This window comes from Pseudomonas sp. 31 R 17 (genome assembly GCF_900004915.1).
Taxonomy (GTDB): domain Bacteria; phylum Pseudomonadota; class Gammaproteobacteria; order Pseudomonadales; family Pseudomonadaceae; genus Aquipseudomonas; species Aquipseudomonas orientalis_A.
This window is the reverse complement of sequence record NZ_CVTN01000054.1, coordinates 76,855-89,076: the sequence shown is the minus strand read 5'-3', so window position 1 is coordinate 89,076 and position 12,222 is coordinate 76,855. Positions and strand designations below refer to the sequence as shown.

Below are 12,222 nucleotides of genomic sequence, written 5' to 3'. Positions count from 1 at the left end.
CTCACAACCTACTGAGACTCTGTATCAAACCCCACTCACCAACTTCCCGCCATCCATCCGGCGCTTATACGCACTGTCCCGACTCGCCAACCAGAAGTACAACGGCGACGTCACCACCAACCCCACCACCCACGACAGGTCCGCGCCGTTGATGTGTTCGGAGATCGGCCCTACGTACAGCGGCGTGTTCATGAACGGAATCTGCACCGCGATGCCCACCGCATACGCCAGCAGAGCCTGGGGGTTGTACTTGCCGTAGATGCCGCCGTCCACGCGGAAGATCGAGGCGATGTCGTATTGGCCTTTGTGGATCGCGTAGAAGTCGATCAGGTTGATCGCGGTCCACGGCACCAGCACTACGAGCAGCACCAGCACCATGTCGACGAAGTGGCCGATGAAGTCCTTGGAGGCGAACACCGCCGCAATCGCACAGGCGACCAGCACCACAATCGAGATCACCGCGCGGCTTTTCGCCGTGGGGATCCAGCGGTAGGCGAAGGTCTGCACCAGGGTGATGATCGACAGCACCGCGCCGTACAGGTTGAGGGCGTTGTGGCTGATCACGCTGAGCAGAAACAGCACCAGCATCAAGGGGCCGATGGAGCCGGTGGCGAGTTTGACCGCCTCCATGGTGTCCATGCCGACGGGCGTGGCGAGCACGGCGACGGCGCCGAAGATGAAGGCCAGGCTCGAACCCAGGGCCGAACCCAGGTAGGTGGTCCAGAAGGTGGCGGCGACGGGCACATCGGCCGGCAGATAGCGCGAGTAATCCGAGACGTACGGCGCAAAGGCGATCTGCCACAGCGCGGCCAGGGACACGGTGGCCAGCCAACCGGAAATGTTGAAGCTGCCACGGGTCAAAAAGTCGCTGGTCTGCACATGGGTAAAGATGTAGCCGAAGCCCAGCACGATGCCGGCACCGAGTACCCAGGTGCCGATACGGTTGAGCACATGAATGAAGCGATAGCCGATGATGCCGATGACCCCGGAGCCGATGGCGCCGATCACGATGCCAACCGGCACCGGTACCGCATCGACCACGCCGTGCAGGGACTTACCGGCCAGCACAATGTTGGAGGCGAAGAAGCCGATGTACATCACGCCGGCAATCACCACCACCAACAGCGCACCGAGGGAGCCGAACTGGGCACGGCTCTGGATCATCTGCGGAATGCCCATCTGCGGGCCCTGGGCCGAGTGCAACGCCATCAACACACCGCCGACCAAGTGGCCGACCAGAATGGCGACGATGCCCCACACCAGATTGAGGTGGAACAACTGCACCCCCAGGGCGCCGGTGACGATCGGCAGCGGTGCGATGTTGCCGCCGAACCACAGGGTGAACAGGTCTCTTACCTTTCCATGGCGATCTTCCGGGGGCACGTATCCAATCGTGTGTTTTTCGATAAGCGGGGCGGAGGATGTTGCAGTGGTAACCATGACGAGCTCCAAGGCAAGGTGAGTACGTGGACGTACTTCGCTGTGCGCAGCAACGGCGGCGCTTTGTTGTTGCAGCGATCATCTGCAATGGACACGGGGAGGTAAATTAGTAAGTTTGTTGCTACAGACCTTAAAAAAAGTATCTCGCGGTGATTTTTGCTCCGGTATGTTGCATGGGCTCGGATCGATAAAAAAAGCCGGCTTTTCCTGCACTGGTCTGGGGCAAAACACCCTGTTTTTCGGAGGCCCGATGGCTGCCTACAACCTGCGCCAACTCAGATATTTCGTCACCACGGCCGAATGCGGCAGCGTCGCCGAGGCGTCGCGCAAGCTGTATATCGCGCAGCCGTCGGTTTCCACGGCGATCAAGCAGTTGGAAGACAGTTTCGGCGTGCAGCTGTTTATCCGGCATCACGCCCAGGGCGTGTCCCTGACCCCCAGCGGCGCGCGGTTCTATCGCAAGGCGCTGGAGCTGTTGCGCGTGGCCCATGAGTTCGAACAGAACGCCTTGGCGGACAATGATGTGGTGGCCGGACAGATCGATATCGGCTGCTTTGAAACCGTGGCACCGCTGTACCTGCCGCGCCTGATCGCCGGCTTCAAGGCGCGTTGGCCGGGAGTGGAGATCCGTATTCGCGATGGTGAGCAACAGGAGCTGGTACAGGCGCTGACCGCCGGCACCATCGATGTGGCGATGCTGTTCGAGCACGACCTGGGCGGCTCCATCGAAACCACGCCGCTGATGCCGCCGCAGCAGCCGTACGCGTTGTTGCCGGCCGATCATCGCTTTGCCCGGCAGGCCAAAGTGTCGTTGGCGGACCTGGTACTGGAACCGATGATCCTGCTGGACGTGCTGCCCAGTCGGACCTACTTCGTGAGCATCTTTGAAGAACGCGGGTTGACGCCGAATATCGTGTTCAGCTCGCCGTCCATCGAGATGGTGCGCGGGATGGTGGGGCGTGGGTTCGGGTTTTCGATCCTGGTGACCAAGCCGTTCAGCGAGTACACCTATGATGGGCAGCAGGTGGTGTGTATTCCGTTGGTGGAAACCGTCACCGGCTCCGGGTTGTCGGCCGTGTGGCTCAAGCGCGCACCGTTGACCAAACCGGTGCAGTTGTTCGTCGATTACTGCCGCGAAGAGTTGGCGCGATTACTCGGGTAAAAACACAAGGTCCAATGTGGGAGGGGGCTTGCCCCCGATAGCGGTGGTTCAGCCAACTTATCTGTAGCTGACCCACCGTAATCGGGGGCAAGCCCCCTCCCACATTTGATTTGTAGTGCATTCAGAGGCGGATGGCGTCGAGCATCCGCTGCAACATCGCATCGCAACCCTTGAGCTGTTCCAGGCTGACAAATTCATCCGGCTTGTGCCCCTGGTCCATGCTCCCCGGCCCGCACACCACGGTGGGAATGCCGACTGCATCAAACAGCCCGCCCTCGGTGCCAAACGCCACGGTGCCGAACTCCCTGGAACCGCAAAACGCCGCAATCAACTCGGCGGCCTGGCTGCGCTCATCGGTGACCAAGCCCGGGTAGGCCGACAACTCGGTGAACCGGATCGAGCTCTGCCGGCTCACGGCCTGCATGCGCGGCAGTACCTTTTGCATGGCGTAGGCTTGCAACGCCTCGGCCACTTCACCCGGGTCCGTCGAGGGCAGGGCACGTACTTCAAAATCAAACCGGCAATCGGCCGGCACGATATTCAGGGCCTTGCCGCCGCTGATCACTCCGGTCTGCACGGTGCTGAACGGCGGATCGAAGCGCGGGTCCTGGCGTGCGCGCAAGCGTTGGCCGATGCGCCCCAGTTCGCCGATCAACTCGGCGGCATGCTCGATCGCATTCACACCGGACGGTGCATACGCCGAGTGACACGCCTCGCCATGCACCTCGCAGCGCATCGCCAGCTTGCCCTTGTGGCCGAGCACGGGTTTGAGCTCGGTCGGCTCGCCGATAATGCATAGCAGCGGTTTTACCGGCCGTTGTTCCAGCACGCCAAGCAGCGAACGCACGCCGAGGCAGCCGACTTCTTCGTCGTAGGACAGGGCGATGTGCACCGGCAGGCGCAACGGCGCCTCGATCAGTTCCGGCACCAGCGCCAGCACGCAGGCGATATAGCCCTTCATGTCGGCGGTGCCACGGCCATACAGCTTGCCGTCACGCTCGGTCAGTTGAAACGCTGGCAGGGTCCAGGGCTGCCCATCCACCGGCACCACGTCGGTGTGCCCCGACAGCACAATGCCGGGCAGTTCCACCGGGCCGATGCTGGCGAACAGGTTGGCCTTGCTGCGCGATTCGTTGTAGATCAACTCACTGGCCACGCCGAAGCCCGCCAGGTAATCGCGCACAAATTCGATCAACTGCAGGTTGGATTCGCGGCTGGTGGTATCGAACCCCACCAGGGTCTGCAGCAGTTCGCGGCTGCGGCTCATCGCTCGTCCCCGGCCACGCCGTAGCCCGGCGAGCGGTCGGGGGCGAGGGCGCGGTCGATGTAGTCCTGCACTTGCGGGCGGTAGGCGTCCCAGAGTGTTTGCAGTTCGCCGATGGGCGCTTCATCGGCCCAATCCACGCGCAAGTTGATGATCGGCCAGGTCAGCTCGCCCACCACCACCAGCGCAGCCGAATGCACTGGACCTGCTTCGCCGCCGGCGGCGATGGCGGCATGCATGGCCGCGAGCAAGCGGTCGGCCAATTGGCCTTCGCCGTGCTCGAAAGCCTGGACCATCGCTTCGATCACCCCCCGGTCAGCGAGCATATTGCCCGCCGCTACGCACTGTTCGCCCGACACGGCGTTGTGGGTGCCCAGGGTTTCGCTGCCGCTGAAATGCACGCTGCGGCCCAGGTGATCGATCGCGGTCAATTGCCGATATTGGCTGTAGCCGTTGCGCGTCAAGGCGGTGTCGATGGCATCGGCAGGCGTGAGGCCTTGCTCGAGCAAATCGAGCACGTCGGGGCCGAGGGCCGGCAATGTGATGTTTTGTGTAGCGACCGCGCCCACACCGGGGCGCAGCCATGGGCAGCGGGCGCCCACGGCGATGCTCGATGAGCTGATGGCGATGCCCAACTGGCCGGTGTCCGCGCAGCGGCCGACGATTGAAAAGGTCATGGGTGGCTCCTTATTCGGGAATAACCGCGATCACGTCGATTTCCATCAGCCACTGCGGCTGGCCCAGGGCCGAGACCACCAGCCCGGTGGAGATCGGGAACACGCCCTTGAGCCACTTGCCGACTTCCTGATACACCGGTTCGCGGTAGCGCGGGTCGATCAGGTAGGTGGTGGTCTTGACGATATGCGACAGATCCGAGCCCGCCTCCTCAAGCAGCTGCTTGACGTTTTTCATCGCCTGTTCGGCCTGGGCCCGCGGGTCACCAAGGCCCACCAGTTGGCCTTCGAAATCCGTGCCCACCTGGCCACGCACATACACGGTGTTACCGGCGCGCACGGCCTGGCACAGGTCGTTGTCCAGGCTCTGGTTAGGGTAGGTTTGCTTGGTGTTGAACATGCGAATACGGGTGTGAGTAGGCATTGTAAAAACTCCGGCAAGGGGATCAGGCGCTGACAGGGGACGGGCGAACCAGCGAGGCGGGCGCGCGGTACTCAAGGTATTGACGCTGGATGGCGATGTGGTCCGCCACGTACTTGGCGTCGTGCCACACCCCCCAGATAAACGACGAGCCACGGCGCGACTGCCATGGCAGTCCCAGGAAATAAATCCCGGCCTCGCTGGAGACGCCGCGCTGGTGCCGGGGCTTGCCGGCCGCATCGAACGCATCCACCTGGAGCCAGCTGTAGTCCACGGCAAACCCGGTGGCCCAGATGATCGAGGTGATGCCGGCCTGGGCCAGGTCCAGTTCCAGGATCGGCTGCTGGATGCAGTCGGCATCCGGGAACACGCGGCGGGCTTCGGGCTCCAGGGGCAGGTCGAGGCCGTTGCGCTCGATGTAAGCGTCGGCTGCATCCAGCAGGGCCAGGTAGTTCTCATCGCCACGGGCCAGGTTGTCCACCAGGTTGGCTTGGAACGTAGCCACGTTGCCATTGAAGGAGTGAGTGAGGCCGACCAACGTCATGCCTTGCTGGGCCAGCTCACGAAAATCAATGGTCTTGCCGCCGTGGGCACCGCTGACGGCGATGGTCACGTGCTCACGGCCAGGTTTCATCGCCGCCTGGTCCCACTCGCCCAGTACCCCCAGCCACCAGCAGAAATCGCGGTTGCGATAAGCGCGCGGCGGGCGGTCATGGGCGCCGACCGACAGGTACACCTGGCGACCGGCGCGCTGCAATTCATCGGCGATCTGCACCCCGGAAGAACCGGCACCCACCACCAGCACGGCACCTGCCGGCAATTGCGCGGGGTTGCGATAGTCGGCGGAATGGATCTGGTGCAGCGCAGTGTCTTTTGGCGCGATGGCCGGGATCACCGGCTTCTGGAACGGCCCCGTGGCGGCCACCACGCGGTTGGCTTCGATCACGCCTGCGCTGGTGTGCACGGTAAAGCCCGGGCGACCTTCGTTGCGCACCACCGACGTGACTTCCACGCCCGTGCGAATCGGCGCATTGAACTTGCGTGCATACGCTTCGAAGTAATCCGCTACGCGCTCCTTCGGCGCGAAGCCATCGGGCGCGACGTCATCGAATTCCAGACCCGGGAAACGGTCATGCCAGGCCGGCCCGTTGGCGACCAGCGAGTCCCAGCGCCCGGTACGCCAGCGCTCGGCGATGCGGCTGCGCTCGAGCACCAGGTGCGGCACGCCGTGCTTGCTCAAGTGTTCGCTCATGGCCACGCCGGCCTGGCCGGCGCCCACCACCAGGGTGTCTGTTTTTGTTATTGCTTGGGTCATGTGTCTGTCCTTGCGTAATGCAGTTGGATTCAGCTTGGGCATGACTTCAAGGCTAGGGGGAGGGTGGTTTTTAATAAAATATTATTAAGCTGGGAAGTGAGCATAAATATCGGATGCAGAGCGGGGGAGGTTAACGGGTGCGCCATAGTCCAATGTGGGAGGGACAAGCTCCCTCCCACATTTTTGGATCTAGAACTCCCCGGAGTATTTCACCGCCGCCGCCGCCCGCGTCGTCACCTTCAAGCTGCGCAGCAACGACGACACATGAATGCGCACGGTAAACGGTGAAATATCCAGTGCCTTGGCGATTTCCTTGTTGGTCTTGCCCTGGGCAATCAGGCGCAGCACGTCCTGCTGGCGCGGGGTGAGCGTATGGGTGTCGAGCGGCAGCAGGCCGGAGGGGGCGAACCTGACCAGCACTTCACCGTCGCGGATCGCCAGCAGCGCGTGGCCGATTTCGTCGGGGGCGATGTTCTTGCCGATAAAGCCGTCGACGCCCAGGGCCATGACCTGTTCGATCAGCGCCGGATCATCCACCATCGAGACCACGATCAACGTGGTACGCCGCAGTTGCCGGCGCAGGTCGGCGAGCTGGCTGATGCAGGTCAGGCCGGGAAAGCGCAGGTCGAGGATCAGGGTGTCGATGTCGCCTGGGTCGAGCAGCAACCCATGCACCGCGTCCAGGTCGCCGGCTTCCTGTACCCGGGCCTCGGGCAGCAGGCGCTGCACGGTGCGCGCCATGGCTTCGCGAAACATCGGATGGTCGTCGGCGATAATAATCCGGCCGGTCATGGTGAGCTCCTTGCTGGGCATGGCTGTGTGCAGGCATGCTGTTTTATTATCGGGCCCAATGCCCGCCTCGCTCGTACAAAGGGCCAGGGCTATGACAACAAGGACGTAACCCATGGGGCTCGAGACCAACTCCGAACTCGACCAGGCGAACCTGCGCATTGTGGTGGCAACCATCGCCATTGTGTATATAGGCGTGCTGGGCTTTTTGCCCGGGCATTCGGTGGACACTTACTGGCCGGTGCTCCTGTATATCTTCCTGTTCCTGCTGGCGTCCATTGCCTTGCGCCAGGTGATCGCGCGTTGGCCCGGGCATTACCCGGCGCGGCGGATTTTCGGCATGCTCCACGACTATACCGGCACTTCGTTTGGGCTGGTGGTGGGCGGTGAGGCGGCGTTGCCACTGTATGCGGTGATGGTGTGGGTCAACCTGGGCAACGGCATGCGCTATGGGTCGCGCTACCTTGCGATTGCCACGGGGCTGGCGTTGTTGGCGCTGTTGATGGTGTACCAGCTCACGCCGTGGTGGCAGGCACAGCCGTTCATGGTGCTGATGCTGATGATCACCAGCACGGTGATTCCGATCTACGCGCATATCCTGCTGGAGCGTACGCGCAAGGCCTCCGAACAAGCCATCGCCGCCAACCTGGAAAAATCCCGTTTTCTCGCCCAGGCCAGCCATGACCTGCGCCAGCCGATCCACTCCATCGGCCTGTTCACCGCCTGCCTGCGCGAAGCCCGCCTGGGCGATGACGAACGGCGGCTGGTGGACAATATCGATCGCTCGCTGCTCAACGTGTCGCAGTTGTTCCGTTCCATTCTCGACCTCTACACCCTGGACAACGGGCGTCTGCAGCCCAAATACCAAGTGATCCATCTGGGCGATTTTCTCGCCGACCTGGTACGCCAGAACGCCGAAGCCGCACGCTGGGCGGGCGTGGAGTTGCGCTTGCGACCCTGCGCCCACTGGGTGCTGGTGGATCCGGGGATGCTGGCGACCATGGTGCAAAACCTGCTCTCCAATTGCTTCAAGTATGGCGCGCAACGGCCAGTGCTGATCGGTGTGCGTATTCGCGATAACCGCCTGGTGGTAGAGGTGCATGACCAGGGCCGGGGGATTGCAGGGGAGCATCTGGCGAAGGTCTTCGAAGAGTTCTATCGCGTGCGCCAACTGCGCGACAAGGACGTCGAAGGCGTCGGCCTGGGGTTGTCCATCGTCAAGCGCCTGGGGCAGTTGATGGGGCTGCAGGTGAGCCTGCGCTCGCGGGTAGGCCGGGGCACGTCGGTAAGTCTGCATGGCCTGGCCCCGGCCCCTGCGCCGGCTCAACCGGTATCGCGTGACGATGCACGCCAGGCCGGCCTGCTCAGCGGTTTGAAAGTGTGCCTGGTCGAAGATGACCACAATGTGCTGCTGGCCACCCAGGCGCTGCTCGAGCGCTGGGGCTGCGAGGTGCAGGCCGAGTCCACGGGGCAGGACCTGGTCAGCGACTGCGACATCATCGTCGCCGACTATGACCTGGGCAACCACGCCACCGGCATCGAATGCATCGACCACCTGCGCCGGCAACGCGGCTGGGCGGTGCCGGCGCTGATCCTCACCGGGCACGACGTGGAGAAAATCCAGGCTGCGTTGCACGACCGTCAGATCGCCATTCTGTCCAAACCGGTGCGCCCTGCAGAACTGCGCGGCGCCTTGCGTGAGCTCAGCCAGGAAAAAACTATTGTGTGAACGGCGTCAACCCATTGCCCCGCGCACCCTTGGGCATGCAATAGGCCGCGGGTTTCATCAGGCCAAAGCTGGCAATCGCAAACGCGCCGCCGCTGGCACCGCTGGGCACCGAGCAGTTGTACTCGCCGGAGGCGGTGTTGACCACGTAGTAGGTGGTCATGGAGTCGCTGCGTACATTGGAGATGCGTTTGACCGGTTCGCCCAGGTTGGTCTCCGAGAGTTTCTTGAGATGGTCTTCGGTGGGTTTGATATTGCTGCAACCGGCAACGCTGATGATCAAGGCACCGAGCAGGGCAAGGCGCGTCACAGGGGAGGGGAGTTTCATAATGCTTCTTCCTTGGGATTGTTTTGGTTTTTCCAGCGCGCAACGACCCTTCGCGCATTGAGTGCGCGGTGTTGGCTGAGCGTTGGAAGTGCCGGGGAATATAGCGCCGGGGGAAGCGCGGGTCGATTAGCACACATGGGCTAATGGCATATTGAAATCAAGGAAGGGAGAAGGCTGTGTTGCAGATAAAACGAGCTACGCCAGAGGATGCCGACAGCGCGTTTGAGATTCGTCGTGAGGCTATTCTCGGCCAATGCATCGGTGCCTACACCGCAGAGCAAATGGCGCTCTGGACGCGTGGCAGTGCGAGTGATGGTTACAGCGTGCTGATGGAAAAACGCTTCTACCTGGGCTGTGTGAACGGCGAGCCAGTCGCCACCGGCATGCTCGATCTTGCCAACAATGAAGTCGGCGCCTTGTTTGTACGCCCCGCATTCACCGGGCGGGGGTATGGCAACGCAATGCTCGACCACCTGGAGACGGTCGCGCGTCATCTCGCCGTTGAAGAGGTGGTATTGGATGCGACGCTCAATGCGGTGAGTTTCTACAGGGCGTGCGGCTATGTGGGGGATGAGCAGGCGGTGTATCACTCGCCGTCGGGGTTGGTGTTGGCGTGTGTGCCGATGGTCAAGCGCCTGCGGCTGATGAGTGAGTCTTGAACCAAATGTGGGAGGGGGCTCTCCCTCATCGAGAGCCCCCTCCCACAGGGATTTCAGCGGTTCAGGAACGCCAGCAGGTCTTCATTGAGTTGTTGGGTATGGGTAGCGGCAAACCCGTGGGGCGCGTCCTTGTACACCTTCAGTTGTGCGCCCCTGATCATCTCGGCCGCGACCTTGCCGGTGGTTTCGAACGGCACGACCTGGTCACCGTCGCCGTGGATGACCAGGGTCGGCACGTCGATGCTGGCCATGTCCGGGCGGAAGTCGGTCTGCGAGAACGCGGTCACGCAGTCCACGGTGGATTTGAGCGAGGCCTGCAGGGCGATCTGCAGGGTCTGGGTGAGCACACCGTCCGAGACTTTCTGGCCCTTGTTGAGGCCGAAGAATGGCGTGTTGAAATCGCTGATGAACTGCGCGCGATCCTTCAGCAGGCCGGCCTTGATGCCGTCGAATACGTCGTCGGGCACGCCCTGTGGGTAGTCGTCCTTCTGGCCGAAGATCGGCGTCACGGCGCCGAGCAGCACCAGGCCGGCGACCCGTGCGCTGCCATGGCGCGCGATGTAGCGGGCCACATCGCCGCCGCCCATGGAGAAGCCCACCAGGGTCACGTCCTTGAGGTCCAGGTGTTCGATCAATTGGGCGATATCGTCAGCGAAGGTGTCGTAGTCGTTGCCGGTCCACGGCTGGTCCGAGCGACCAAAGCCCCGGCGGTCGAACGCGAGGGTGCGAAAGCCTCGGCTGCTCAGGTATTCCATCTGGTATTCCCACATGTCGGCATCCAGCGGCCAGCCGTGGCTGAACAACACGGGCTTGCCGCTGCCCCAATCCTTGAAATAGATCCGGGTACCGTCTTTGGCAACGAATGTGCTCATCTGAAACTCCTTTGTCTGCATGAAAACAGTGAGTTGAAAATCCGCATGGGCTTACGTCTCGAAAGCTTGCACCAAACGCCGCCGCGCGGCTTGTATGGACGTGCTCGGTTGAACGTTTCAGCGGCCAGGCGTGTCCACCGAGCTCTTCCGTCAGATCATACAGGTGAACGAAATGGCCAGGACTTACAGCTACGCCGCTCGGGACTCCAAGGATTCGCTCAAGCCCTTTACCTTCGAGCGCCGCGCCCCCGGCGCGGATGACGTACAGATCGACATCCTGTATTGCGGCGTGTGCCATTCCGACCTGCACACCGCCCGCAACGAGTGGAACAACACCCTTTATCCTTCGGTGCCCGGCCATGAAATCGTCGGCCGTGTGACGGCGGTCGGCGCCAATGTGAAGACATTCAAGGTGGGTGACCTGGCCGGTGTCGGCTGCATGGTCGACAGCTGCCAGCACTGCGCGTCCTGTGCCGAGGGCGATGAGCAATATTGCGAGAATGGCTTCACCGGCACCTATAACGGGCCGCTGTTCGGCGGCGAAAACACCTACGGTGGCTATTCCGACAACATCGTCGTCAAGGCGCAGTTCGTGCTGCGCATTTCCCACGACGACACCAACCTGGCGGCGGTGGCGCCTTTGCTGTGTGCCGGGATTACCACCTATTCGCCGCTGCATCACTGGAAGGTCGGCCCGGGTAAAAAAGTCGGGGTGGTCGGCCTCGGCGGGCTTGGGCACATGGCGGTGAAGATTGCCCATGCCATGGGGGCTCATGTGACGCTGTTCACCACTTCACCGAACAAGCGCGAAGACGGCCTGCGCCTGGGGGCTGATCAGGTGGTGGTGTCGAAGAACGCGGATGAAATGGCCAAGGTTGCCAACAGCCTGGACTTCATTCTCAACACCGTCGCTGCGCCGCATAACCTGGATGCCTTCATCAGCCTGCTCAAGCGCGACGGCACCATGACCCTGGTCGGCGCGCCTGACAGCCCGCACCCGTCGCCTGCGGTGTTCAACCTGATCTTCAAGCGCCGCAGCCTGGCGGGTTCGTTGATCGGGGGGATTCAGGAAACCCAGGAGATGCTCGATTTCTGTGCCAGGCACGGGATTGTTTCGGATATTGAGATGATCGATATTCAGGGGATCAATGAGGCGTATGAGCGGATGCTCAAGGGGGATGTGAAGTATCGGTTTGTGATTGATATGGAGAGTTTGAAGAAGGAGAGTCGTGTGGCTTGAGCGCAAGTGCGGCGGCCTTGGAGTCGACCGGTATCTTTTGCCGATCCGAGGTCCAAATGTGGGAGGGGGCTTGCCCCCGATGGCGGCCTCTGGGCTGGCCAGTATCTTGGATCAGACCGAGTACATATCCATTATTTAGGTAACGGCCACTTAGGGTTCCGCTTTTACAGCGGCTCACTTTTGAACAGCGCAAAAGTAAGCAAAACGCTCTTGCCCCACCACTCGGCACCTCGCTCATGCTCGGTGTGCCCTCACTCCGGCTTGAATCCGTGGGCCGCCGCAATGGGCCATCCCTGGCCCAGTGCGGCTAACCCGGCGTCCTGCCGGGTTAC

12 protein-coding genes are annotated in these 12,222 nt (G+C 62.2%); 4 read left to right on the top strand and 8 right to left on the bottom strand.

What is annotated here, in order from left to right; genetic code table 11:
• Nucleotides 1-24: 24 nt before the first annotated feature.
• Nucleotides 25-1,440, bottom strand: coding sequence for a purine-cytosine permease family protein (locus BFP89_RS06845; protein WP_065884769.1), 1,416 nt, complete (start codon nucleotides 1,438-1,440; stop codon nucleotides 25-27).
• 250 nt (nucleotides 1,441-1,690) lie between these two features.
• Between BFP89_RS06845 and BFP89_RS06840 the strand changes: the two genes are divergently transcribed.
• On the top strand, nucleotides 1,691-2,602 hold the full coding sequence (locus BFP89_RS06840) for a LysR substrate-binding domain-containing protein (RefSeq protein ID WP_065884768.1): 912 nt from the start codon (nucleotides 1,691-1,693) through the stop codon (nucleotides 2,600-2,602).
• Between the two features lie 121 nt (nucleotides 2,603-2,723).
• Here BFP89_RS06840 and argE read toward each other — a convergent pair whose 3' ends face one another.
• The 5 genes from argE to BFP89_RS06815 all read right to left on the bottom strand — a co-directional run bounded on the left by argE (nucleotide 2,724) and on the right by BFP89_RS06815 (nucleotide 7,068).
• Nucleotides 2,724-3,869, bottom strand: a complete 1,146-nt coding sequence (gene argE, locus BFP89_RS06835; protein WP_065884767.1) for an acetylornithine deacetylase — start codon at nucleotides 3,867-3,869, stop codon at nucleotides 2,724-2,726.
• The gene (locus BFP89_RS06830) at nucleotides 3,866-4,543 is read right to left on the bottom strand and encodes a DUF1028 domain-containing protein (RefSeq protein WP_065884766.1); all 678 of its coding nucleotides are present in this window, start codon (nucleotides 4,541-4,543) and stop codon (nucleotides 3,866-3,868) included. Before BFP89_RS06830 ends, argE begins: the two co-directional genes overlap by 4 nt.
• Nucleotides 4,544-4,553: 10 nt before the next feature.
• Nucleotides 4,554-4,964, bottom strand: coding sequence for a RidA family protein (locus BFP89_RS06825; RefSeq protein ID WP_065884765.1), 411 nt, complete (start codon nucleotides 4,962-4,964; stop codon nucleotides 4,554-4,556).
• Nucleotides 4,965-4,986: 22 nt separating this feature from the next.
• A complete protein-coding gene (locus BFP89_RS06820; RefSeq protein ID WP_370671204.1) occupies nucleotides 4,987-6,318 on the bottom strand; it encodes a flavin-containing monooxygenase in 1,332 nt (443 codons plus the stop codon).
• A 147-nt stretch (nucleotides 6,319-6,465) separates the two neighbouring features.
• Nucleotides 6,466-7,068 carry a LuxR C-terminal-related transcriptional regulator gene (locus tag BFP89_RS06815; protein ID WP_065884763.1) on the bottom strand — a complete coding sequence of 201 codons (603 nt, stop codon included), beginning with the start codon at nucleotides 7,066-7,068 and terminating at the stop codon, nucleotides 6,466-6,468.
• A 112-nt stretch (nucleotides 7,069-7,180) separates the two neighbouring features.
• Between BFP89_RS06815 and BFP89_RS06810 the strand changes: the two genes are divergently transcribed.
• The gene (locus BFP89_RS06810; protein ID WP_065884762.1) at nucleotides 7,181-8,794 is read left to right on the top strand and encodes an ATP-binding response regulator; all 1,614 of its coding nucleotides are present in this window, start codon (nucleotides 7,181-7,183) and stop codon (nucleotides 8,792-8,794) included.
• Here the strand turns inward: BFP89_RS06810 and BFP89_RS06805 are convergent.
• A complete protein-coding gene (locus BFP89_RS06805) occupies nucleotides 8,784-9,119 on the bottom strand; it encodes a hypothetical protein (protein WP_065884761.1) in 336 nt (111 codons plus the stop codon). The genes BFP89_RS06810 and BFP89_RS06805 overlap by 11 nt on opposite strands.
• Before the next feature lie 176 nt (nucleotides 9,120-9,295).
• Here BFP89_RS06805 and BFP89_RS06800 point away from each other — a divergent pair, with 176 nt between their 5' ends.
• The gene (locus tag BFP89_RS06800; protein ID WP_065884760.1) at nucleotides 9,296-9,778 is read left to right on the top strand and encodes a GNAT family N-acetyltransferase; all 483 of its coding nucleotides are present in this window, start codon (nucleotides 9,296-9,298) and stop codon (nucleotides 9,776-9,778) included.
• A 53-nt stretch (nucleotides 9,779-9,831) separates the two neighbouring features.
• Here BFP89_RS06800 and BFP89_RS06795 read toward each other — a convergent pair whose 3' ends face one another.
• Entirely contained in the window at nucleotides 9,832-10,650 is an 819-nt protein-coding gene (locus BFP89_RS06795; protein ID WP_065884759.1) for an alpha/beta fold hydrolase, read from the bottom strand.
• A gap of 172 nt (nucleotides 10,651-10,822) precedes the next feature.
• On the opposite strand from BFP89_RS06795, the gene BFP89_RS06790 reads away from it, so the two are divergent.
• Nucleotides 10,823-11,890 carry an NAD(P)-dependent alcohol dehydrogenase gene (locus tag BFP89_RS06790; protein ID WP_065884758.1) on the top strand — a complete coding sequence of 356 codons (1,068 nt, stop codon included), beginning with the start codon at nucleotides 10,823-10,825 and terminating at the stop codon, nucleotides 11,888-11,890.
• Nucleotides 11,891-12,222: the final 332 nt, after the last annotated feature.